Annotated in this window: 17 protein-coding genes and 1 tRNA gene; 7 read left to right on the top strand and 11 right to left on the bottom strand. The window is 51.1% G+C overall.

Annotated elements, in window-relative coordinates:
- Window positions 1-49: 49 nt before the first annotated feature.
- Genes FCN78_RS09280 through FCN78_RS09270 form a run of 3 tightly spaced genes read right to left on the bottom strand, consistent with a single transcriptional unit; the run spans window position 50 to window position 4878 of the window.
- Window positions 50-1597, bottom strand: a complete 1548-nt coding sequence (locus FCN78_RS09280) for a SpoVR family protein (protein ID WP_077659615.1) — start codon at window positions 1595-1597, stop codon at window positions 50-52.
- Between the two features lie 41 nt (window positions 1598-1638).
- The gene (locus tag FCN78_RS09275) at window positions 1639-2910 is read right to left on the bottom strand and encodes a YeaH/YhbH family protein (protein WP_069362029.1); all 1272 of its coding nucleotides are present in this window, start codon (window positions 2908-2910) and stop codon (window positions 1639-1641) included.
- A gap of 33 nt (window positions 2911-2943) precedes the next feature.
- A complete protein-coding gene (locus FCN78_RS09270; protein WP_069362028.1) occupies window positions 2944-4878 on the bottom strand; it encodes a PrkA family serine protein kinase in 1935 nt (644 codons plus the stop codon).
- A gap of 276 nt (window positions 4879-5154) precedes the next feature.
- On the opposite strand from FCN78_RS09270, the gene FCN78_RS09265 reads away from it, so the two are divergent.
- Window positions 5155-5913 (top strand): MipA/OmpV family protein, encoded by a 759-nt coding sequence (locus tag FCN78_RS09265; RefSeq protein ID WP_077659616.1) that lies wholly within the window; start codon window positions 5155-5157, stop codon window positions 5911-5913.
- 55 nt (window positions 5914-5968) lie between these two features.
- Here the strand turns inward: FCN78_RS09265 and FCN78_RS09260 are convergent, their stop codons facing one another.
- From FCN78_RS09260 to FCN78_RS09250, 3 genes are all read right to left on the bottom strand, one after another.
- Window positions 5969-6853, bottom strand: a complete 885-nt coding sequence (locus FCN78_RS09260) for a D-hexose-6-phosphate mutarotase (RefSeq protein ID WP_077659617.1) — start codon at window positions 6851-6853, stop codon at window positions 5969-5971.
- Window positions 6854-6990: 137 nt separating this feature from the next.
- Window positions 6991-7986 (bottom strand): type I glyceraldehyde-3-phosphate dehydrogenase, encoded by a 996-nt coding sequence (gap, locus tag FCN78_RS09255; RefSeq protein ID WP_077456280.1) that lies wholly within the window; start codon window positions 7984-7986, stop codon window positions 6991-6993.
- 365 nt (window positions 7987-8351) lie between these two features.
- Window positions 8352-9215 carry a DUF2989 domain-containing protein gene (locus FCN78_RS09250; RefSeq protein ID WP_077659618.1) on the bottom strand — a complete coding sequence of 288 codons (864 nt, stop codon included), beginning with the start codon at window positions 9213-9215 and terminating at the stop codon, window positions 8352-8354.
- Window positions 9216-9368: 153 nt separating this feature from the next.
- Here FCN78_RS09250 and FCN78_RS09245 point away from each other — a divergent pair, with 153 nt between their 5' ends.
- Entirely contained in the window at window positions 9369-9665 is a 297-nt protein-coding gene (locus tag FCN78_RS09245; protein ID WP_069362023.1) for a YeaC family protein, read from the top strand.
- Window positions 9666-9733: 68 nt separating this feature from the next.
- Here FCN78_RS09245 and FCN78_RS09240 read toward each other — a convergent pair whose 3' ends face one another.
- From FCN78_RS09240 to sppA, 3 genes are all read right to left on the bottom strand, one after another.
- Window positions 9734-10396: a glutathione S-transferase family protein gene (locus FCN78_RS09240; protein WP_077456276.1), complete on the bottom strand. Its 663-nt coding sequence runs from the start codon at window positions 10394-10396 to the stop codon at window positions 9734-9736.
- A 119-nt stretch (window positions 10397-10515) separates the two neighbouring features.
- Window positions 10516-11529 carry an asparaginase gene (ansA, locus tag FCN78_RS09235; protein WP_069362070.1) on the bottom strand — a complete coding sequence of 338 codons (1014 nt, stop codon included), beginning with the start codon at window positions 11527-11529 and terminating at the stop codon, window positions 10516-10518.
- 131 nt (window positions 11530-11660) lie between these two features.
- Window positions 11661-13547 (bottom strand): signal peptide peptidase SppA, encoded by a 1887-nt coding sequence (sppA, locus tag FCN78_RS09230; RefSeq protein ID WP_077659619.1) that lies wholly within the window; start codon window positions 13545-13547, stop codon window positions 11661-11663.
- A 216-nt stretch (window positions 13548-13763) separates the two neighbouring features.
- On the opposite strand from sppA, the gene FCN78_RS09225 reads away from it, so the two are divergent.
- From FCN78_RS09225 to FCN78_RS09215, 3 genes are all read left to right on the top strand, one after another.
- Complete coding sequence (locus FCN78_RS09225) at window positions 13764-15776, top strand: NADPH-dependent 2,4-dienoyl-CoA reductase (RefSeq protein ID WP_069362020.1); 2013 nt, start codon at window positions 13764-13766, stop codon at window positions 15774-15776.
- Window positions 15777-15871: 95 nt separating this feature from the next.
- Window positions 15872-16420 carry an NAD(P)H nitroreductase gene (locus FCN78_RS09220; RefSeq protein ID WP_069362019.1) on the top strand — a complete coding sequence of 183 codons (549 nt, stop codon included), beginning with the start codon at window positions 15872-15874 and terminating at the stop codon, window positions 16418-16420.
- A 115-nt stretch (window positions 16421-16535) separates the two neighbouring features.
- Window positions 16536-18539: a DNA topoisomerase III gene (locus FCN78_RS09215; protein WP_077659620.1), complete on the top strand. Its 2004-nt coding sequence runs from the start codon at window positions 16536-16538 to the stop codon at window positions 18537-18539.
- A gap of 78 nt (window positions 18540-18617) precedes the next feature.
- Here the strand turns inward: FCN78_RS09215 and FCN78_RS09210 are convergent, their stop codons facing one another.
- Window positions 18618-19376: a sulfite exporter TauE/SafE family protein gene (locus FCN78_RS09210; RefSeq protein WP_077456268.1), complete on the bottom strand. Its 759-nt coding sequence runs from the start codon at window positions 19374-19376 to the stop codon at window positions 18618-18620.
- Window positions 19377-19598: 222 nt separating this feature from the next.
- On the opposite strand from FCN78_RS09210, the gene FCN78_RS09205 reads away from it, so the two are divergent.
- On the top strand, window positions 19599-22544 hold the full coding sequence (locus FCN78_RS09205) for a bifunctional diguanylate cyclase/phosphodiesterase (protein WP_077659621.1): 2946 nt from the start codon (window positions 19599-19601) through the stop codon (window positions 22542-22544).
- Between the two features lie 169 nt (window positions 22545-22713).
- Window positions 22714-24780 (top strand): alpha-amylase, encoded by a 2067-nt coding sequence (locus tag FCN78_RS09200; protein ID WP_077659622.1) that lies wholly within the window; start codon window positions 22714-22716, stop codon window positions 24778-24780.
- A 60-nt stretch (window positions 24781-24840) separates the two neighbouring features.
- Here the strand turns inward: FCN78_RS09200 and FCN78_RS09195 are convergent.
- A tRNA-Pro gene (locus FCN78_RS09195) sits at window positions 24841-24917 on the bottom strand.
- Window positions 24918-24986 lie beyond the last annotated feature (69 nt).

Raw genomic sequence — 24986 nt, 5'->3', positions numbered from 1 at the left:
CGCTTTGAACAGGGTTCATCGCGGCTTTTGGTTAGGGGAGCTATGTGTTTTAGTGGCTGCCCATTAACATATCAGGGTCAAACTGCGGCCGCTTGGGGCAGCTACTCAGTATCTTTCCTCGCCCTTCACTGGTTTCCTCTTCGAGGATCACTTCAAATCCCCACAATCGATGCACGTGCTTTAACACCTCTTCATAAGATTTAGCGAGCGGGATCCGGTTATGAGGGACATAGCGAAGTGTGAGTGAACGGTTGCCACGCAAATCGACATCGAACACTTGAATATTCGGTTCACGATTACTGAGGTTGTATTGCGCGGAGAGATCTTCGCGTAACTGGCGGTACCCTTGTTCATTGTGAATGCTGGTCACTTCAATATAACTTTGCCGATCGTCGTCATTGACGGCGAAAAACTTCATATCCCGCATCACTTTGGGCGATAGAAACTGGCTGATGAAACTTTCATCTTTAAAGTTTGCCATCGCAAAATGCACGGTTTCGAGCCAGTCCTTTCCGGCGATATCAGGGAACCAGTACTCATCCTCCTCCGTGGGATTTTCGCAAATGCGACGAATATCTTGGAACATGGCAAACCCGAGTGCGTAAGGGTTAATGCCGGAATAGAACTGGCTGTTGTATGGTGGTTGTGCCACCACATTGGTGTGACTATGTAAAAACTCCATAATGAAGCTATCCGTCACCAAGCCCTCGTCATACAGATGATTGAGGATGGTGTAGTGCCAGAACGTCGCCCAGCCTTCATTCATCACCTGGGTTTGCTTTTGCGGGTAAAAATACTGGCTGACCTTACGCACTATCCGCACGATTTCTCGCTGCCATGGTTCAAGCAGCGGAGAGTGTTTTTCAAAAAAATACAACAGGTTCTCTTGTGGCTCGGTCGGGAAGCGGCGCTTTTCTTCTTCTTGCTCTTTTTTACCGCCCGGAATGGTACGCCACAGCTCATTGACCTGTGTTTGCAAGTAATCTTCTCGTGCCTTTTGACGCGCTTTTTCTTCGGCAAGAGAGATTTTTTGCGGCCGCTTGTAGCGATCGACCCCATAGTTCATCAACGCATGGCAGGAGTCGATAAGGTTTTCTACTTCCGCGAGGCCGTACTTTTCTTCGCATTGACTGATGTAATGTTTAGCAAACAGCAGATAATCAATAATGGAGCCTGCATCTGTCCAGGTTTGAAACAGGTAATTGCCTTTAAAAAAGGAATTGTGGCCATAACAGGCGTGTGCCATCACCAGCGCTTGCATGGTGATGGTGTTTTCTTCCATCAAATAAGAAATACACGGGTTGGAGTTAATCACTATCTCATAAGCGAGCCCCATGTAGCCGTGTTTATAGTTGCGTTCGGTCTCGATAAACTTTTTACCAAACGACCAATGATTGTAATTGATGGGCATCCCGACGCTTGAGTAAGCATCCATCATTTGCTCGGCGGCAATGATTTCGATTTGGTTTGGATAAGTATCCAGTTTGTAGTGTTCAGCGACCCGTTTGATTTCCTTGTGATACTGCTCGAGCAGGTCAAAGGTCCAATCGGGTCCATCATGAAGTGGAGTGTTACGTTTACCTTTGGTGACAGCCATACCATGTCTCCCTGATAAAATGCGTCTATGCCGGTATGGCGTCAGGCTTCGACCTGACGCTTGAACAGTTCGCGGAACACGGGGAAAATTTCCTCCGCTGAGCGAATATTCTGCATTGCAAAGTTGTCATGGCTTTGCGCCAACGCCTCATATTCTCGCCACAGTGTTTGATGCGCGCGGCGGGTAATCTCGATATAGGCGTAATAACGGCTGACCGGCAACAGGGTATTTTGCAATAGTTCTCGGCAGCCGGGTGAGTCATCGGCCCAGTTATCGCCATCCGAGGCTTGGGCCGCATAGACGTTCCATTCTGCCGGGTCGTACCTATCTTTGATGATTTCATCCATCAGCCGCAGGGCACTGGATACAATGGTGCCGCCTGTTTCTTGTGAGTAGAAGAACTCATGTTCATCCACTTCCTTCGCTTGCGTGTGGTGGCGAATAAAGACCACCTCCACGTTTTTGTAGGTGCGCGTCAGGAAAAGATACAGCAGGATATAAAACCGCTTGGCGATATCCTTGGTCGCTTGATCCATCGAGCCGGACACATCCATTAAGCAAAACATCACGGCTTGGCTACTGGGCTGTGGCCGCTTTTCGTAATTTTTATACCGTAAGTCAAAGGTATCGATGAACGGCACCGCGGCGATTTTGCGTTTCAATACCGAGATTTCTTCTTCGAGTCGTTTCACCTCAAGCGGTTGTGCTGGCTCGGCCTCGCGCACGCGCTCCAGCGCCTCTTCAAGCTCTGCCAGCTCTCGGCGTTTGCCGGCTGACATTGCTGTGCGTCGTGCCAGTGAGTTTTGCAGTGAACGTACAATAGCAATGTTCGAGGGCACCCCATTCGAGGTATATCCCGCGCGATGCGTTTTGTACTCCACCATTTTATTCATTTGGTTTTTCTTCAGGTTCGGAAGCTCAAGATCCTCGAACAAGAGATCCAAATACTCATCTTTTGATATTTGAAAGACGAATTCATCTTGGCCTTCGCCATCAGGGCTGGCTTGTCCTTCTCCGGCTCCGCCGCCTTCGCCACCGGGGGGACGAGCAATACGATCCCCTGGGCTAAATTGGTCGTTACCTGGGTGGACAGCATCACGCTGTCCCCCTTTGCCTTGGTGGAACGTCGGTTCACGAATGTCACGAGAAGGAATAGAAATATCCTCTCCACTCTCGACATCCGTGATCGAGCGGTTGTTGACGGCGTCAGCAATGGACTCTTTAATTTGCCGCTTGTGTCGGCGTAAAAAGCGTTGTCGATTGACAGTGCTTTTATTTTTGCCATTGAGACGACGATCAATAAAATGCGCCATATCTCTCTCCCGTCATCTGCGTCAGCCCGCGGGCTACGATGATTTACGCACGCGCAAATACCACTCTGCGAGCAAGCGAACTTGCTTGCGGGTATAGCCTTTTTCCATCATACGAGCGACAAAGTCGTCGTGTTTCTTCTGCTCTTCGCTCGAGGTTTTGGTATTGAAGGAAATCACTGGAAGCAAATCTTCGGTGTTAGAGAACATCTTCTTCTCAATGACGGTTTTCAGTTTCTCATAGCTGGTCCATGCCGGATTTTTACCCTCATTATTGGCGCGTGCACGGAGGACAAAGTTGACGATTTCGTTGCGGAAATCTTTTGGATTACTGATCCCGGCGGGCTTCTCGATTTTTTCCAGCTCTGCATTGAGTGCTGAGCGGTCAAACAACTGGCCAGTATCTGGATCGCGAAACTCTTGGTCTTGAATCCAGAAGTCAGCATAGGTGACATAGCGGTCAAAAATATTTTGCCCGTATTCTGAGTAGGACTCGAGATACGCGGTTTGAATTTCTTTGCCGATAAACTCGATATATTTAGGGATCAAGTAGCCTTTTAAGTGCTCAAGGTAGCGCTCTGCCATCTCTTGCGGGAACTGCTCTCGCTCAATCTGTTGCTCTAACACGTAGAACAGATGCACCGGGTTTGCGGCGACTTCGGCGTGGTCAAAGTTAAAGACTCGCGACAAGATCTTGAACGCGAAACGGGTCGATAGCCCATCCATGCCTTCATCAACACCGGCAAAATCACGGTACTCTTGGTAGGACTTGGCTTTAGGATCCGTATCTTTCAAGGTTTCACCATCATACACGCGCATTTTTGAATAAATGCTCGAGTTTTCAGGATCTTTCAGCCGTGAAAGCACAGAGAAGCGCGCCAGAATATCTAAGGTGCTGGGGGAGCAAGGCGCATGGCGTAGCTCACTAGAAGACAGCAGCTTGTTGTAGATTCGAATTTCGTCTGACACCCGCAAGCAATAGGGCACCTTGACGATATAGACACGGTCAAGAAAAGCCTCGTTGTTTTTGTTGTTGCGGAACGATTGCCACTCAGATTCGTTTGAGTGCGCGAGAATGATGCCATCAAACGGCAGTGCTGACAGGCCCTCGGTGCCGTTGTAGTTACCTTCTTGGGTCGCGGTCAACAGTGGGTGGAGCACCTTAATAGGAGCCTTAAACATCTCCACAAACTCCATCATCCCTTGGTTAGCGCGACACAGCGCACCGGAGTAGGAGTAGGCATCGGGGTCATCTTGTGAATAGTGTTCGAGCTGACGGATGTCAACTTTACCCACCAAGGACGAGATATCTTGGTTGTTCTCATCCCCGGGCTCGGTTTTTGCTACCCCGACTTGGTTAAGAATCGATGGGCGCAGTTTCACCACTTTAAACTGGCTAATATCGCCACCAAACTCTTTCAACCGTTTCGCCGCCCAAGGTGACATAATATGGCGAATATAACGGTGGGGAATATCATACTCTTTCTCGAGTAAATGGCCGTCTTCTTCGGCATCAAACAGACAAAATGGGTGATCGTTCACAGGACTACGTTCGCCGTTCGCCGTCAGCACGTAGATAGGCATTTGCTGCATCAAGCTCTTTAGCTTCTCGGCCAAGGATGATTTACCCCCGCCGACAGGCCCGAGTAAATAGAGAATTTGTTTTCGCTCTTCCAAACCTTGGGCGGCGTGCTTGAGGTAAGAGACGATTTGCTCAATCGAGTCTTCCATGCCATAAAAGTCTTCGAAGGTTTTATAGCGGGAAATTACTCGGTTGGAGAAAATACGGCTGAGTCGCGGATCAAGCGAGGTATCAATTTTTTCTGGCTCGCCAATCGCCATCAGCAAACGCTCTGCCGCATTGGCATACGCGCCGCGATCCTCTCGGCAAAGATCCAAGAATGCTTGAAGGCTCATTTCCTCGTCTTTCGCTTCTTCGTAACGCTGACGATAGTGATCGAAAATAGTCATGGTCCTGCCCCCTAAATCGTCTAATAACTCAAAAAGAAAAGGTGCAAAATTGGCTGAATGATCCCTTTCCTTTCAATAAGGTTAGACCTGATTTGCCGATTTTGCGTGAAAGAATTGTTTGTTTTTTCGATAATTTTTGTTGCCGGATCCGTACGCTTTTCTTGTCAAGATATTGACAGCTGGCGTTCAAACGAGTGAGGTATGATAACGGTGATATTTTTATCCGTTAGGGCTACTAGGTGGACGTTTGCCAGCCGTCAAACAAGAAGGGAATAGATGATGAACATAGCGAGAGAAACGGCTTGGGTCGCTTGCGCCCTGATGCTAACCGCCAGCAGTGTTTACGCTGAGACGCGTGTCTCTGCTGGCGTAATAGGCGCATTTTCACCTCAGGTCTATAAAGACACGGATACCGATCCGCTGGTCGTGCCGACGGTCAATGTTGAGACTGACCATTTTTATTTTCGTGGCCTGACGGCGGGCGCGCGACTGGCACCTAAAGGATCGACCCATAACCTTGTTTTATCTGCCACTTATGATCCACGTCGCTTTGATCCCGCAGACACTGATGACCCACAACTCAGTCAACTTGATAAACGTGATACATCCATCGTTGCTGCACTGGCTTACCAGTACCATTCTCCGATAGGGCGTTTTCAGGTGCTGGCTGGGGAAGGCGTGACCCATGATAGGGACGGGGTGTATGGCGAGGCTAGCTGGAAATACGCGTTCAACCATCCTCTCTGGGGCGTGTCACCGGAAGTGGGTTACTCCTATAACAGCCATGAGCTAAACCAGCACCTGTACGGGATCAGCGATAGCGAAGCGGCGCGTTCCGGTTTATCGGCGTATGAGCCAGGCTCTGCGGGTCATTACTTTGTTGGTGCCAGTGGTTATTTTATGCTGACCGAGCGCATCCAACTGCTTGGTGGCGTGCGCTATACCAATCTCGATGATGAAATAGCGAACAGCCCAATGGTGGATCAATCGACTGCCGCCTCGGGCTACTTAGGGGTTAACTACATTTTTATGTAGCCTTGTTAGCCATTAAAACAGGCCGCTTGGGTGTAAGGCGGCCTGTTACGCCCGTCTAGCTTGAGTGGCGCTCATCCATTAATTGGGTTGCTAACGTGTAGCTTTGACCTGGATGGACAACTTGTGTGGGTTGTTCAATCGCCGCTTCGACACAGACAAACTTGAGGTACCCGTTATCGTCCATATCCGCCATCTGAATGGACGCCGCCTGACCCGGGTTCCAGATAACAGCGCTGCTTGCACCTTGATTGTTGACTTTGAGACGACGGTTTCCCATCGGGTCGGTGACAGTGAGGGTGTTGTCAGCCCCCGTATAAATCCTATCAACCGGCTCCTCGAAGGTCACTTTGCCCGTCGCTGGCACGGCCTTGCCTGCCGCAAAGTTATCAAGATACTGACAACCCAGCCCTTCCACGTTCGCTTGCTCGCTATCTTCTACCGCAAGGTAGCTGTGCAAGGCGCCACCCATGGTCCAAGGGTGTTGGTCTGTATTGGTCACGGTTAGGGCGATGTCGGCGTGATGGGTGAGCGTAAAGGTCACCGTCGCCTGAAAACAATGTGGCCATAGTGCTCGCGAAGCGTCTGAGTCGGATAACTGCAGTTGAATAGTGACGCCTTTAGGGGTTTCTTCAATGTTCGCTAACTGCCACATTTGACGACGAGCAAAGCCATGAGAAGGTTGCCCGGTGTGACCAAACCATGGCCAGCAAATGGGGACGCCACCTCGTAAGGGGGTGTTGGCATCATAGATAGCGTTATCACTCATCCAAGTCAGTGACTTTTCACCTGCAGGAGCAAAGGTGATGAGGTGTCCGCCGAATAGGCTAATAGTGGCTGAACACGCAGGGTGAGTAACACGAAGAATCGGAACGGACTGGCGATAGCACAGATCGACAGATGCAGAAAGTTGACGTTCAACATGCAGGGTGGGAGAAGTCATAGCCTGATCCTCTTGGGTAAGTGTTCCTTAATCAGTTATCGAAGACACGTTCACAGACAGCGTGGTCGCGAGTCATGGGCCTGATAAACAAAAGGCGGCCAATGGCCGCCTTTACGTTGAATAGGGTTACATGCGCATTATTTAGCGATGTGTGCAACCAGATCCAATACTTTGTTTGAGTAGCCGATTTCGTTGTCGTACCAAGAAACTACTTTCACGAAGTTGTCAGTCAGTGCGATACCTGCTTTAGCATCGAATACAGACGTTTGTACTTCGCCGATGAAGTCTTGAGAAACCACGGCATCTTCGGTGTAACCTAGAACACCTTTCAGCTCACCTTCAGACGCTTCTTTCATCGCCGCACAGATTTGGTCGTAAGACGCTGCTTTGTCAAGGTTTACAGTCAGGTCAACAACAGACACGTTGGCAGTTGGTACGCGGAACGCCATACCAGTCAGTTTGCCGTCTAGTACTGGCAATACTTTACCAACCGCTTTTGCAGCACCGGTTGAAGATGGGATGATGTTTTGAGACGCACCACGGCCACCGCGCCAGTCTTTCGCAGACGGAGCATCAACGGTTTTTTGCGTTGCAGTGGTGGCGTGAACGGTGGTCATCAGGCCAGATACGATACCGAACTTGTCGTTCAGTACTTTCGCGATTGGCGCTAGGCAGTTAGTCGTGCAAGACGCGTTAGAAACGATGTCTTGACCCGCGTAATCGCTGTGGTTAACACCCATAACGAACATTGGCGTCGCATCTTTAGATGGGCCGGTTAGAACCACTTTCTTCGCACCCGCTTGGATGTGTTGACGCGCGGTTTCGTCAGTGAGGAAGATACCGGTTGCTTCAGCAACAACGTCAACACCCACTTCATCCCACTTAAGGTCTGCTGGGTTGCGCTCTGCAGTGACGCGTACGGTTTTACCGTTAACGATAAGGTTACCACCTTCTACTTCAACTGTGCCGTTGAAGCGACCGTGGGTTGAATCGTACTTCAGCATGTAAGCCATGTACTCAACGTCGATAAGATCGTTGATTGCTACCACGTCGATGTCGTTACGCTCGACAGATGCACGGAATACGAAACGGCCGATACGGCCAAAACCGTTAATACCTACTTTGATAGTCATTATGTTGCTCCACAACTTAATTTCTAGTGAGATGAAACTGGTAGTAAAATTACAGAATAGGACCCCGCCATGCAAGGGTAATCGCAGCCAAAATTGTTTAAAGTCAAAAAAAAGTACGGATTTTTTTTACATCGCCTAAACATTTGACCCCTTGCCACCATGTCTGTATGCGCTTTAACCGCGTGCGATTAATGCGACGGCTGCAGACACGGAGCGACCGCTGGTAATTGTTAGCGTAGAAGCAGAACCGCGATCGTGAAAGTTAAAGTGGTATGACAAGCGAGACGGTGGAACGGCAGGAAGTCCGTCTCCGCACCGCGCACCAGTGAGGGTGATGCGCAGGCGTTATACTAAATTAGGCTGTGCTATGAGGCGTGGTTGCCTTTATCAAGTGGCTGCAACAGGGTCGCTTCAAACTCACCATCTTCAATCGCGGCGGCAATCTCAAACGCAAGGGTTTGTAGGTTTTTTTGTTGTGCGTCGGTCAATGGGTAAAGTCGCGATAGGCGATCACCGCGCGCAATCGGCAGGTTGTAACTTTCCCCCACTTTTGCCCATAAATAAGCATGTTCAAAGCGTTTTAGCGCATGATTGGTGGTCGCCAGTGACTTAATGGCTTCTGGGATCACCGCTTTGCGAACGGTCTCATTGTCACCATCATACAGTTCTAACGCATGGCGCAGGATCTCTACTGTTTTCGCTTTATTGCGCGACACATAATAGGTGGCAAGCCCCAGCTGTAATTGTGGCGTTTCGAGATGGCGTGTTCCCTCTAGCTTTAAAAACTGCGGCAACGCGCTGTTGTCGCCTTGAGACCAGCGATAGTAAATCACGGGTGGTTGGTAAGAGTCTTTCAGTTCGCCCTCTAGCCGTTCAATCGCGTCGTAAGCATGATACACCGCTTCGGTGCGCTTGGTTTTGCGCTGTTTTAAGGTGGTGGGCTCTATTTCGGCAACCAGCTCCATGCAGCGAAGGTAGACTTTGGTTTGTTTTAGCTCGGTAAGCTTATTCAAATCACTGGGGTTTTGATAGACAGATAAGCGATCAAAAATCAGATCAGAGCGCTCAAATCGGCATTGCCCATCACCGGTGTTTAATCCTGCGCATAGCTCTGGGTGGGTTTCACAGACTTGATTAGTGGTGGGCTCGCCTTCACAGCCAGTAAGAAGCAGTACACTCGCAATTAACCCCAAGGGGTAAAAACAACGTATGAGTAATCGTAAATCCATGGTTTATCGTATCCTGAGTCAATTGCGATGAGTATACGTGATCTTTTAGTGTAGTTGATGGTCTAAAGCGTGATAAAGCGCACTGAACCAAGCATGCCGTCCACCCACCCAGTTCAGGCATAATAGCCTAATGAGGATCGCCAAGAGGTAATCATGGATATTGAACAAGTCTTAAAAGCAATGACGCCTGAAGTGTATGATCGGTTGTGTTATGCCGTGGAGACGGGCAAATGGCCGGACGGCACCAGCTTGAACCAAGCGCAACGAGACCAAGCCTTGCAAGCCGTGATGTTGTATCAATCACGTCATAACAGCCAGCCCCAGCACATGACAGTCGCGAAAGGGGGCAATGTGACCTGGAAATCGAAAGCGGAACTAAAACGTGAGTTTGCCCGTCCAGATGAAACCCGGATTGAGGTGGCGACTCAGGACAGCAATACTAAACACTAGCGCGCACAGCTCAGCGATCACGGCGATGGCCGCGTCTATCATTGAATCGGCCATTAGCATGCTGGTACCTAGGTGGTCGCTAGGCTAATTGGGCTGGCGAAAAACGGCGTTAGTTGATGATTTTCCTCCTGCGCATAGGCATCGAACAAGGGGTGTTGGTCGAGAGCTGAGAGGTAATCACTCAGCGCCGCGAATCGGTCGTCCAACACCAACCCTGCCATTTTTGCGCAACGAAACAGACTCCACACGCTGATACCTGCCATCGTCACCGTCTGGGTGGGCATTGCTTTTACTTGCTCGCCTAAATATTGGCAGCAGGCGGGTAATGTTTGCAGAGCTTGGTTCACGGCCTGATGATCGACCGTTTTGTCTAAAATATGCCCGCGTACCACCCGTTGGTAAAACAAGGTATCTGTGATTAAGGGATCTAGCTGATAGCGACAAAACCACTCAATCCAGCGGATCTGGGCGCGATGGGTGGGGTTGCCTGGATAGAGCAGCGGATCAGGGTAGGCATCATCAAGGTAGGCCGTAATCACTGTGTCTTGGTAAATGGTGTGTGATGACTCGGCGAGTGCGACCACAGTTTGCATCGGAGGGTGGTGGATGACGCGCTCGTGTGCCTCGAAAGGGGAAGTGGGGGCGAGTTGATAGTCTAAATGCTTTAACCTCAGCGCCAGCGCGATTTTTCGCGTATGGGGCGACAGCGAGTCACCATGTAATACCCTCATTATGCGCTCCTTTTAATGACGACCAACAGTATGGTTACCCCTCTGTATACGTTAGCAAATAAAAACGCCGGCAACCTTGCCGACGTCACACACTGAAAGATTCGTGAAACAGTAACAAGCTAGTAGTAACTGAGTTCTCCGCGGAGATCTTTTTGTACCAAGGTACGCAGGGTCTCAAACGGCAAGGACTGACTCAGCAGGAAATGAAGCTTTGCCAACGCCGCCTCTGGCGTCATGTCATAGCCGCTCAACACACCGGCGTCAGCCAATGCACAGCCTGTTGCGTAGCCGCCCATATTCACGCGTCCTGCCAAACATTGGGTCAAGTTAAGCACCAAGACACCCCGATCGGTGGCTTGTTTGAGCAAGTCCAGCAGTTCGGGGTGCTGAGGCGCGTTGCCTACCCCAAAGGTTAACAAAATCATGGCATTAACTGGCTGCTTGAGTGCGTTTCTTACCACGTCCGGTGAGATGCCGGGATACATCATGATCACTGCAACCGGTTGATCATTGATGGTATGCACCTTAAAAGGGCCGGCGGAAGGCTGGTTGAGCTTATCTGCTTTTACTTCGATATGAATGCCGGCTTCAAGCAGCGCAGGCAGGTTAGGCGAAGTAAAGGCATTAAAGCCATCGGCATGGGATTTGGTGCTGCGATTGCCACGTAATAACTGATTATTGAAAAACAAGGTGACCTCATTCACCGGATAGTTAGCGGCAATATGAAGGGCATTGAGTAGGTTGGCTTGCCCGTCTGAGCGCAACTCTGCAATCGGAATTTGCGAGCCGGTCACGATCACGGGTTTTTCTAGGTTTTCCAGCATGAACGACAGGGCTGACGCAGTGTAAGCCATGGTGTCGGTACCATGTAAGATCACAAAGCCATCGTACTTGTGATAATTGTCGCCAATATCGTCCGCAATCCGTTGCCAATCCGTTGGCGTCATATCCGATGAATCAATGAGTGGTTGGTACTCATGAATAGTAAAAAGCGGCATTTCTGGACGATGGAATTCGGGCATCTTCTCCAACTGTTGTTGCAGAAAACCAGACACAGGGACATACCCATGATCGGACTTTTGCATGCCGATCGTGCCACCTGTGTAAGCGATATAAATGTGTTTACGTTCCATCATGTCAAATCTGCATTAAATGAGCGTGAGCACAGTATACATGTAACGATTACATCGATAACACCGAGCGACACACAGAATAGAAGAAAAACAGAGAAAAGCCCTGACTGTAGGGTCAGGGCGAGTCGATTTTATTGGTATTGACAGTTCAAGCAGAATAAGTAACGCCCTTGGGGGTCGTTAAATTTTTCCAACAAGGTCAATGACTGCCACTGTGGTGACGACGCCAGTTGTTGAGCGATCGATGGCATGCTCGCCTGGACGGTTTTGCCAAGCACACTCGCACCTTGTCCGAGCACGTCGTTAATAAATTGCTCAAAGGGGGTGAGTGGCTGTTGCATCCAATCGAGCTGGTAGTCCTCAATCTCTGCGAGATCGGCGGCTGTTGATACCGCATCGTCAAAGTCACCCAGCTTATCCACTAAGCCGAGGTTCAGGGCGTCTTGTCCCGTCCAGACGCGGCCTTGCGCGACCTGATCGGCTTCTTCCATCGACATATTGCGGTGGTGACTGACGACCGAGAGGAAGCGGTGATAACCGTGCTCAATGCCAAGTTGCATGATGTCTCCCACCTCGTCAGGGAGCGCGCGAGTCAGTCCCACACCGGCAAACGGCGTGGTGCCGACACCATCAGACTGCACGCCGAGATCATCCAGCGTGTTCTCAAAGGTGGTGAATAGGCTGAAAATGCCAATCGAACCTGTGATCGTGGTAGGTTGGGCAATGATTTTATCGGCACTGGCCGATAGCCAATATCCCCCCGAGGCGGCTACGCTTGACATCGATACCACGACAGGTTTGCCGGCCTCACGCAATGCGTCTACCTCATTGCGAATGACTTCAGAGGCGAAAGCGCTGCCTCCCGGGCTATCAACACGCAGCACGACGGCTTTAACACTGTTGTCTAGGCGCGCATCGCGAAGCATTGCCGCGGTGGTATCGCCACCCACCGTCCCCGGACGTTGATGTCCGTCCATGATGGGGCCGCTGGCGACGACGACAGCAATGTTATTGTTGCCCGGCAAGCTAAAGCCATTTTGTATCTTCGGCAGGTAATCGTAATAACCTGTGTATTCAAAGCTGTCTTTGCCATCGCTCCCGAACTTATCGGCGAGATAGCGACGGATTTGCTGACGCGTCATTAATTTATCGACGATCCCCACGTCCTTAGACAATGCGGCGAAGTCACCCTCGAAACGGCGTAATCGCGTGAGCAGTTGCTCAGCGCTGGGAGAGAGCATATCGGCTTGGATACCGCGGTTCTTGGCGACATCACTCACATACGCCTGCCACAGCTGAGACAGCCAGGCTTGATTCGCCTCGCGGGCGGCATCAGACATGTTGTTGCGCGTGTAAGGCTCGACAAACGATTTATAGGTCCCCACACGGAACACATGGGTAGAGACGTCCAACTTATCGAGTAAGTCTTTCCAATACAGATTGTAGCTACCATAACCTTGCAGCATCACCATGCCATCAGGCGACATTAGCACCTCATCAGCATAGCTAGCTAAATAGTACTGACTTTGGCTATAGGTGCCGCCAATGGCGATCACGGGTTTGCCGCTCTCTTTAAAGGTATTGATGGCTTTGGCGATATACCGCAGCTTGGTCAAGCTGGTGGACGGCATGTCGCCCAAGCTGAGCACAAGCCCATTGACCTGCTCGTCAGTGGCGGCATGGCGCACGGTGTCGACAATGTCAAACAACACATTTTCACGCTCAACCGGTTGACCGAGTGCGTTGCGCGATAGCGTATCAATTGGGCTAATACGTTGACGCTGCTCAACAATCGGGCCATCAATGTTCAGCAAGAGGGCGCGTGGCTCGGGCTCAGATTGAGCGACCTTGACCGATTCAGCGTCTTTTGGCGTCAAGGGGGTTTCCGACGTCAGCGCAAAGTAGATGGCAACAATGACGCCTATGAAAAGGACGTTTAACAAAAGCTGCCGCGCGAAACTGAGCGCACGCCACAGCCATTTAAAAAGGGATGCAATAAAGCGGAACAGTTTTTTCATACTTGAGTCCATCGGTGCATGTCGCTGATATCCTAGCTGATCAGAGCCAAGAGCGATAGGTGCGAGCGATTATCGATATACGCCAATACTGGGTGAAAGTCCTACCCAGATCATAAATCGTGATACCATGTTGCTAACTTGTAAACGAATGTTTGAAATCACGTGTCTGTCAGCGCTATAGTCTGGTCAGACCACAAAACAATAAGTGAGCAAGCAATGGAACAGCACCCTTATCCCCACATGCTAGCCCCCCTCGATCTTGGGTTTACCACCCTAAAAAATCGCGTGCTAATGGGCTCTATGCATACTGGGCTTGAAGAAGCAAACGATGGTTTTAAAAAGCTAGCGGCCTTCTACGCCGAGCGTGCGAAAGGCGATGTAGGGTTGATTGTGACGGGTGGCTTCTCGCCCAATTTTCGCGGTCGCTTGACGCCATTTAGCGCCCAGTTCAGCTCTGGACGCGCGGCACGTGCACATCGTGCCATTACGGAAGCGGTTCATGCTCATGGCGGGAAAATTGCGCTTCAGCTTTTGCATGCGGGACGTTATGCCTTTCATCCGTTCGCGCAAAGTGCATCAGCCATTCGCGCCCCCATCAGTAAATTTACTCCGTTTGAAATGAGTGAGCGGGCGATTTGGCGCACCATTAAAGCGTTTGGGCGCAGTGCCGCGCTTGCCCGCGAAGCGGGCTATGATGGCGTTGAGATCATGGGGTCGGAAGGCTACCTCATTAACCAATTTTTCTGTCACCGCGCCAACCGTCGTTACGACCAGTGGGGCGGAACGGTTGAAAATCGAATGCGCTTTGCCGTTGAAGTGATGCGCGCGGTGCGTCAGGCCGCTGGCGACGACTTTATCGTGATATTCCGCCTATCGATGCTGGATTTGGTTGAGCAAGGCAATACCTTCGAGGATGTGGTTGCCTTAGCGAAGGGCCTTGAACAAGCGGGCGTGACCATTATCAATACGGGGATCGGTTGGCATGAAGCCCGTGTACCCACCATTGCTACTCAGGTACCACGAGGTGCGTTTAGCTGGGTGACGGAAAAATTAAAAGGTGAAGTGTCGGTGCCCTTGGTGACCTGTAACCGCATCAATACGCCTGAGGTCGCTGAATCGATTTTGGCCAGCGGGCAGGCGGATATGGTGTCGATGGCGCGACCCTTTTTGGCCGACGCTGAGTTTGTCGCCAAGGCTAAGGCGGGGCAGCCGGATGATATTAATACCTGTATTGCTTGTAACCAAGCCTGTCTTGATCACGTATTTAAAGGAAAACGGGCAAGTTGCTTGGTGAACCCGAAAGCCTGTTACGAAACCGAACTGATCGCTACACCGGTCCGGCAAGTGAAACAGGTGGCGGTGATTGGGGGTGGCATGGCAGGGATTAGCTGTGCCACCGAGGCGGCCGAACGCGGCCACGATGTGACCTTGTTCGAAAAGTCGGATCGTCTAGGCGGGCAATTCAATTTGGCGATGGCCATTCCAGGAAAAGAAGAGTTTAAAGAAACCATTCGCTATTACCTCCGAAGGTTGGAAAAAGCGGGAGTGACGGTCAAACTCAATCAAACAGTGGATGTGGATACATTAAGTGCCTTTGATGACGTTGTGGTGGCGACAGGCGTCAAACCGCGCCGCCCTGCGATTGAAGGGATCGAGCATCCAAAGGTGATTGACTACCAAACCTTTATTCGTGACAACCCGGCCTTGGGTAGCCATGTCGCGATTATCGGCGCGGGAGGCATTGGAGTGGATGTTGCCACCATGATCACCGAGCCCAAGGATCAAAGCTTGGATGATTGGCTCAAAGAGTGGGGCATCGATAAAACCATTAGCCACGAAGGCGGCTTGTATCCTGGCCATGATACCCATAGCGATAAGCAGGTTTGGGTATTACAGCGCCGAGAAGGCCGAGTTGGCAAAGGGCCGGGCAAAACCACTGGCTGGATCCATCGTAAAACCTTGCAAAAACGGGGCGTGAATCTTGTGGGGGGGGTGACCTATCATAAAATTGATGATGAGGGACTACATGTGAGTATCAAAGACGAGGCGCACTTGATTCCTGCCACTCAGATCATCTTGTGTGCCGGGCAAGAGTCGGTTAATCAGCTTGCAGAGCAGTTGAAACAAGCTAATCTGTCCTATCACTTAATTGGTGGGGCAGAGCATGCGGGCGAGCTGGATGCGAAGCGTGCGATTCGCCAAGGGATTGAAACGGCGTTGGCGCTCTAAATCCATACACTTTGCACGATTTTATCCGTTTCAGGCTGTGTTAACCTGTGATCACCGAGTTATACATGGCCGTTTAACGGTAAAAAGGATGAATCATGGACGCACTTGAAATGCTCTTACAGCGCCGCTCGATACCGCGTCTCGCCGCGCCCGCACCGAGCGGTGACGTGCTTGAAAACATTATTCAAGCAGGGCTGCGCGCCCCTGATCATGGCGCGTTGACGCCGTGGCAATTTGTGATCTGCGAAGGTGAGGGGCTTACCCGGCTTTCCACTATTCTTGCCGACGCCGCACAAACCAATGGCGCGGATGAGGCGGCGATTGAAAAAGCGCGTAACGCCCCGCTTCGAGCGCCTATGGTGGTGGCAGTGATTGCCCGCACGCGTCCGCACGATAAGGTTCCTACCATTGAGCAACATATTTCGGCGGGATGTGCCACACAAGCGATGCAAATGGCCGCTGTCGCGCAGGGCTTTCAAGGGTTTTGGCGCACTGGCGCGTTTGCTTATCATCCTGCTGTGCGCGAAGCGCTGTCGGTAGAAGGTGACGATCAGATTGTCGGCTTTTTATACTTGGGGACGCCTGATTGCGCCCCAGCTAATGCTCCGAAGCGTGATACCAGTAAGTTTGTGACCTACCTGTAAACTAGGATAAATCGCGTTTACCTCGAAAAAACCTGTGCATATGTACAGGTTTTTTATTGCGCCCTGATCGGCCTTTGCATACCATGCGCTCAGCGACGGTTAAAAAGGCTTTGTCATGGCACGATTGTTTATAGCGGAAAAACCCAGTCTCGGGCGCGCGATTGCGGCGGGACTGCCTAAACCGCACAAAAATCACAAAGGCTACATCGAGACCGCTCAAGGCGATGTAGTGACCTGGTGTATCGGCCATTTGTTAGAGCAGGTTGAGCCGGATGCGTATGACAGCCGCTATAAAAAGTGGGATCTGGCTGATCTGCCGATTGTGCCTGAAAAATGGCAGCTCCGTCCTCGTCAAGCCGCCGCGGCGCAACTGGCAGTCGTCAAAAAACTGATCAAACAGTTTGATCAACTGGTGCACGCGGGTGATCCCGATCGAGAGGGACAGTTGTTGGTTGATGAAGTGATTGACTACGCCAAGGTCAGTGCCAACAAAAAAGCTAACATTAAGCGCCTGTTAATCAGTGACTTAAACCTTTCTGCGGTGAAGAAAGCCCTCGCGCAACTGCAAGATAACAAAGCCTACATGCCACTGTCCGTATCGGCTTTAGCGCGTTCACGCGCCGACTGGTTGTATGGAATGAATCTGTCTCGTGCCTATACCTTGTTAGGGAAACAGGCCGGCTACCAAGGCGTGTTATCGGTCGGACGTGTGCAAACGCCAGTGTTAGGACTGGTGGTGCGCCGTGATCAGGCGATAGACAGTTTTGTACCTCACCCGTTTTTTCAACTGGATGCGATCATTGCTCATCCAGAGGGAGAGATACGGGCACGTTGGCAGCCCAGTGAAGCGTGCGCAAAGTGGCAAGATGAACAGGGACGCGTCCTGTCTCGTCCCTTGGCAGAGAACGTCGCACAACGCATCGCAGGACAAACCGCGACCGTCACTGAAGCGGAGCGTCAGCAACGTAAACAGGCCGCGCCGTTGCCGTACAACTTGTCGGCACTACAAATTGACGCTTCAAAGCGGTTTGGTTTTAGTGCGCAAAAAGCACTGGATGTGTGCCAACAGCTTTACGAACGCCACAAACTGATCACTTATCCGCGCTCAGACTGTCGCTATTTGCCCAAAGGCCACTTCGCCGAGGCAAATAAGATACTCGGTGCCATTAAGCAAGGCTGTGAGACGCTTAGCCAAGCATGTGAGGGGGCTGATGCCAAGCGCAAAGGTAAGGCATGGAACGACAGTAAAGTAGGGGCTCACCATGCAATTATTCCCACAGCGAAAGTCGCGCCGACAAGCTTGTCAGCCGATGAAGCAAAGATTTATCAGCTCATCGCGCGCCAATACGTGATGCAGTTTTACCCGGCCGCTGAATACGCAGAAGGGAAGCTCATCTTTGATATCGCAGGTGGGTGTTTTATTGCCAAAGGGAAGGTGCTGACGTTGGCCGGCTGGCGTGCTTTGTTGCCGACAAATAACACCGCAGACAGCGACACGGCCCCCTTGCCGCTAATGGAGAAAGGCGATCAAGGACGCTGTGAACGCGGTGAGATTAAAGATTGCATGACAGAGCCACCGGCGGCGTTTACGGAATCCACGCTGTTGCAGGCGATGACAGGCATTGGTCGCTATGTACAAAACAAAGCGCTGAAAGAGATATTGCGCGAGACCGACGGTTTAGGCACTGAAGCCACCCGTGCCGGTATTATTGAGTTATTGGTGAAACGTGGCTTATTAACGCGGCAAGGAAAGACTTTGCACGCTAGCGCCAGTGGTAAAGGGCTTATCGCGGCGCTGCCAGACAGTGCCACCTATCCGGATATGACCGCCGATTGGGAGCGGCAACTGCAAGATATGGCGGATCGTCAGTGTGCGTATCACCCTTTTATGCAAGAATTAACGGCACAAGTGACAGGCTTAATTGAAACCGTGAAAACATCGCCCCCACCGGCCTCGTTAAGCGATTTGCCAGCCGCCCCCACTAAATCGTTCGCGCGCAAAGGGCGGCGCACGTCCGGCTACCGAAAACGGACAGCGAAAGCAAAGCCGGCGGCTAATACAAAGTCAACGGCGACATCAGCGCGCGCCACGAAAGCGAGACGCAAAGCCGCAAAATAATGTTGTTGGTGCGGTACGCCATATTACCACCACGCTTGCATGTGAAGCATGTGGCAAGCAAACGTACAAGGTGACCTGTTAGAACGCATACGCGGCGATGCAGCCGATCAAGGTCATCACAAATAAGAAGGCTTTCAGCACCTTGGGGTTGGCGGAAATGGCAAAGCGAACGGCCACTCGTGCGCCCAACATGGTGCCAATGGCTAAAATCAGCCCTGGTACCCAGCGCACCAGATCATCGGCAATAAACACCACTAAAGATAAGCTGGTGAAGGCGAGCGTACAGGCCAGCTTGAGCGCATTGCCACGCACTAGGTCGTAGTGAAGCGTGCCGCATAGGGCTGCCAGTAGTACAAATCCTACCCCGGCTTGCACGAAGCCGCCATAGAAGCCTGCCAGCAAGAGACCCAACCAAGCCATGGGGGTATCTTTAACGCGCTTCGTTGGTGTTCCCTCTGGAGGACCAAAGGTCGCGGGTTTAATCAGCATCACTAGCGTCATGGTCAGCAAAGTGCCAAGCAACAAGGGTTTCACCCAGCTTGCCGGTAGCCAAGCGGCAGCTAATGCGCCGCAAAGGCCACCGAGTAAATTGGGGAGTAAAACGGGGACAATGTCTTGTGTCTCCAACTTATTGTGGTGGCGAAAGCCTGACATGCCAGATACACACTGTAACCAAACCGCCACACGGTTGGTGGCGTTGGCGACATCAGCTGGCATGCCCATCACCATTAACGCAGGTAAGGTCAAGTTCGAGCCACCGCCCGCTAATGTATTAATGATCCCCGCGATCAGTCCTAAGCTGACCAGTAGCAGACCATACTCGAGGGTCATTGCCATGCACACTCCTTGTTTAGCATCGCTGCGTTGGTGTGGTTACCTTGAGTGAAAGGGGTAACCGCTTGATAGAAAAGCCCCATCAAGCATACTGTTTATGCGCAATGTTGTGAAACCTAATAGTAATACTGGCGAATCTGTTCACGCCCTTTATAATCACGTGCTACACCTGAAGTTTGGTTATTTTCGCCCTATTAGTCGTGCGAAATAAGGTTATATCACGTCATGCAGCAAGCTGTTCCATCCGCGCTTGATAAAGTCGCGCGCCGCTCCGCGCGAGTGGGGTTTGTTTATAATGTGCTTATCTCCATCATGGTCTTTGCTTTCTCTGTGGTCTCGGTGGAGTTTTGGCTTTACCAGCAAGCGCATGACCAAGAGGTGAAAGAAGTGCAACGTGCGCTACTGGCCTATCGCTCTCGTATTGAGCTGAAAGTGACACAGAATTTGGATTTAAGCCACGGGCTTGCCACCTACATCAGCCTTAATCCGGATTTGGACCAAGAGGATTTTTCTCAGTTTGCGGGCCAGCTTCAAGACAAAACCCCCTATATTCTTAATTTTGGTGCCGCGCGAAACTGGGTGATCAGCCACGTTTACCCCAACACGTTAGAAACTTCCGTATTGGGTACCCATTATCATGATATTCCCGAGCAACTAGAGAGTGTTCGTGCCGCCTATGGCTCGAGACAGCCGGTCATCTCCGGCCCTGTTGAGCTTATACAAGGCGGGACGGCGTTGATTGCCAGGCAGTCAATCGTTAACCAAAACACCGGTCTGCCTTGGGGGGTGTTATCCACGGTGTTAGATATTGATGGTTTGTTCTCCGCCAGTTTTAAGCAAGGTGAAAACTATCCTGTCCGCGCGGTATTACAAGAAAAACGCGAATCTGACCAAGTGTTTACCACGGTTTATGGTGACACGTCAGTACTCAGCCAGTCGCCTGAGACGGTCACGGTCAATTTGCCCTCGGGGGATTGGCGTTTATTGGGGGTACCGCAATCGGGGTGGAAAGGGTTGCATCCTCACCCCACGGTCTGGGTTGTGGGTACGATTATTTTGCTTTTTTGGCTGGGTGGCCTGTATGGCCGTTACAATGCGGGGCGCAGTTTTGCCCAATCGATCGGGCGTGTGGTGGATGATAGCTACCGCTTTAGAAGCATTTTTAAACGTCACGATGCGGTGATGATGCTCCTCGATGCGAAAACGGGCGATATTCTTGATGCCAATGACAGTGCGCAGCAGTTCTATGGCTATGACCATGCTGCTCTGACGTCGATGCAGATCAGTGATATCAATACCCAAACCGATAGTGTCCTCAGAGAAAGCCTCTCGCAGGCACAACAGCGCGCGAAAAATTGTTTTATCTTCTCACATCGGCTGAAAAGTGGTGAGGTGCGGCAAGTGGAAGTTCATTCTTCACCGATCACCATTGGTCATGCCAAGCTGCTTTTTTCTGTGATTCATGATGTGTCAGAACGTCTTGAAGTAGAGAGAAAGCTGATGCTGAATGCAAAAATTTTCGAGCAGTCCAGTGAAGGGGTGCTGATTACCGATGCGACGGGAAGGATCGTGACGGTAAATGGTGGCTTTAGTGCGATTACCGGGTATCAAGAGGAAGAAGTGCTTGGTGCCACGCCGGCCATTTTGAACTCTGGACGTCATGACAAATCGTTTTTCGCTGAAATGTGGCAGCAAATTACCGAACACGGGCGGTGGAAAGGCGAAATATGGAATCGGCGCAAAGATGGTGTAGTGTATCCCCAGCTACTCTCTATCAGCGTGGTGAGAGATGAGGCTGACAATGTGGTCAATTATATTGGGGTGTTCTCGGATATCACTAAGCTGAAAGATTCAGAGAAAAAACTGATTGATTTGGCCCATTACGACGCGCTAACCGAGCTACCGAACCGCCTGTTGTTAACGTCCCGCGTTCGTCAAGCGATGAATAGGCAGTCCGTTCAGCGCAACCAGATCGCTTTGATGTTTCTGGATCTCGACCAGTTTAAGTTCGTCAATGACAGCCATGGCCATGCGGTGGGCGATGAGTTGTTGAAGTTGGTCAGTGAGCGCTTACATGGCTTGCTCGAGGAAGGCGACACCTTGGCGCGTTTAGGGGGCGACGAGTTTGTTATCCTGCGTTTGGTTCATACTGATAACACGGCGTGTATTCGTTTGTCAGAAGATGTGATCCATGCCATGAATCGTTTGTTTGTCCTCGATGGCGGCATTGATGCACAAATTGGGGTAAGCATAGGTATTGCGCACTACCCAGACGATACGTCAAGTACCGAAGAGCTCCTTACGTTCGCCGATTCAGCCATGTATCACGCCAAAAAGTCGGGCCGCAATACCTATGCGTTCTATGATGATGCGTTAACCATTAATGCCAACCATAAACTACGTTTAGCGGTGGAGTTACGCCAATGTGTACAAAACAATGAACTGGCGCTTTATTATCAGCCACAAGTGGATCTGGTGACGGGGCAAATCATTGGTGTCGAGGCGTTACTGCGCTGGCATCATCCCGAACGTGGCTTGCTGTCTCCTATTCATTTTATCGAGGTCGCGGAAGAGCGCTCAATCATTCATGATATTACCCGATGGGTGGTGGAAACCGGTTGCCAGCAATTAAAAGCGTGGCATGATGCGGGTGCGCCGATCTCCATGGCCGTAAACATCTCTCCCCGTAACCTTGCTGACGTCACTTTTGTCCAAGTAGTGGCTGAGGCATTAGATAAAACCGGCGCGGATCCGCGCTTTTTAGAATTAGAGATCACAGAAAATACCTTGATCGAAAACCAAGCCAATGCGTTACGTGTTCTCGAACAGTTGCGTGAAAAGGGGGTTGGGATAGCGATCGATGATTTTGGTACCGGCTATTCGTCCATGGCGTACCTAAAACGTTATCCGATCTCGAAGCTAAAAATTGACCGTCACTTTATCAAAGATATTCAAAGCCAATCGCCCGATGAAGAAGAGGTTGCCATTGTTTCAGCAATGATAGCGATGGCGGATAGTCTCGGGATCGGCGTGGTGGCGGAAGGAATTGAAACGCTACATCAACAAGCCATACTGCATGAGCTTGGCTGCACCTTTGGGCAAGGTTATTTATATCGTCGTCCAGCCCCTGCTGCCGATATTGGCGAGCTTTTGGGTGTGGAGAATGATTGATGTTTCACCATGCTGTTGCTGATCAAACTGTTGCCGATTAAACAGAGCAATGACTGACTTGACTCATCCTTGGATGGTCATGGCTCACATTTTTAGGGCGCAGACGCAGGAATGATGTCAATCGCTTGCGGGTTTTTTACCCTAAAAGAAAATCGCAAGGAGCACGATCATGACCCCTGTATTTACTTGGCAGCGGCTCGCTATCGCGATAGCCGCGTCGCTCTCAATGACAGCCGCAGCCTCTCCTCATATCACGGTGACCACCTCAACCACACAAGCTGATAAACCACTTGATGTAGACGCACCAGCGGTCTTCGCATTGGGAAAGAACACTTACCAAATCACCGTGGATGGCGTTGAGGGGGACTGCCAAGCCGATACGCCAAACAAAGCCAAGTTTAATACGCCGATACCGCTTGAGTGCGATACGGCCAGCACCTTTGATCTCACCATTCGCTTTGCTGGTGACTATGGCTTTTATTATCAAGCGGATACGCGCACATTACGGGTAAAGCGTGAGCCAAAAAAGACGGCCTCGACCTTTAAGCGGCCTTTGCCAGATGTGCAATGCCAGCAGTATCAAGGCGGGCCGGTTACTCTGCAACTGGGCGATAGCTTTGCCGAAGGGACCCGTCTAAAAGAAGCGCTCAGTGGCCAGGTGGTGCGTGTAAAGGATCACAGTGTCACGCTGACGCCGGCACCGAACAGTGGTGGCTTGGTACTCTTAGCCCCGGTTGACGCGCCTTCTCCTACGTTTAGCTACCGGAATGCCAATATCTATTTTGTGATGGTGGACAGGTTTAACAATGGCGATCCGAGCAATGATCACAGTTATGGACGCCATCAAGATAACGCACAGAACATCGGCACCTTTCATGGCGGAGATCTGCAAGGGGTGATCGATAAACTGGATTATATCCAGTCGCTCGGCACAGATGTGATTTGGTTGTCGCCGATTGTCGAGCAAGTCCATGGCTTTGTGGGCGGTGGGAGCAAGGGCAGCTTTCCTTTTTATGCCTATCATGGCTACTGGTCACGTGACTTTACCCAAGTAGACAAAAACTTTGGTGATGACACTGTACTCAAAACCCTCATGGATGAAGCCCACCAGCGCGGCCTGAAAGTGTTTCTTGACGCTGTGGTTAATCACCCAGGTTATGCCACGCTCGCGGACTTACAGCAAGATGGGATTAACGTCGTCAATGACGCTGAGTTGCCAGAAAAATGGCAAGATTGGCAGCCCGATAAGGGGCAAAGTTGGCATGACTTCCATCAGGCCATTGACTACAAGAGCACCCACTGGCACCAATGGTGGGGCAAAGACTGGGTGCGAGCTGGGTTACCTGGTTATGATCAGCCCGGCAGCAGTGATAAAACCCTGACACTGGCTGGGCTACCCGACTTTAAAACGGAATCCGATCAGCCAGTGACGCCACCGCAATGGTTGCTCAACAACCCAGGTACTCGCGTTGAAGCGCGCGATAACTATACCGTGAGTGATTACTTACTGGAATGGCAAACCCAATGGGTAGAGCGTTTCGGTATTGATGGTTTTCGGGTGGATACGGTCAAGCATGTCGATGGCGAAGTATGGCGAGCATTGAAATCGCAAGCCTCGGCGGCGTTAGAGACGTGGCGGCATCAGCATGGCAAAACGGGAGAGCCGTTTTGGATGATGGGAGAAGTGTGGGGTCACCGTGCTTATCGCAGCCCTTATTTTGACCAAGGCTTTGATGCCTTGATTAATTTCGATTTGCAAAAGCAGATGGACAAGGGAGCGTATTGCCTCAGTGAAATGCAAGACACTTATCAAGCGTATGCTGACACCATGGCAAAAGAGGGCGATTTCATTCCGGTAAGCTATATGTCGTCCCATGATACTGAGCTTTTTTTCAGTCGCTTTAAAGACGCCAGCATGCAGCGTGGTGCCGCTAACGCACTCTTGCTGGCGCCCGGTGCGGTACAAGTGTTCTATGGTGATGAAGTCGGGCGTGACTTGGGCCCTTACGGAGACGATTTCCATCAAGGTACCCGTTCAGACATGATATGGCAGCGCAATGATATGCAAACAGGTTTGCTAAACCATTGGCGTAAAGTGGGCCAGTTTAGGCAAGATCACCCGGCGATTGGGGCAGGTACGCACCAAGTCATCCCCCAAGCGGGGGCCTATGTATTTTCTCGTCAACGCGGCGAAGATACCGTGGTTGCGGCATTTGTCGGGCGGCAAGCGAAGTAACCGCCTTTAATGCGCACACACGAAAAAGCCCACCGTTCGATGAACGGTGGGCTTAAATATTGGTCGGTCTGACTGGATTTGAACCAGCGACCCCTGACACCCCATGACAGTGCGCTACCAGACTGCGCTACAGACCGACTAAGCGCTATATTACGAATCGGCCTAGTGGGTGTCAATTGCCAAGGGGCATTGTTTTTCGGTTTTTC

Origin of the sequence: Salinivibrio kushneri (assembly GCF_005280275.1) — a bacterium.
Taxonomy (GTDB): domain Bacteria; phylum Pseudomonadota; class Gammaproteobacteria; order Enterobacterales; family Vibrionaceae; genus Salinivibrio; species Salinivibrio kushneri.
The sequence above is the reverse complement of the archived record's forward strand: the minus strand, read 5'-3'. Positions and strand labels throughout refer to the sequence as shown.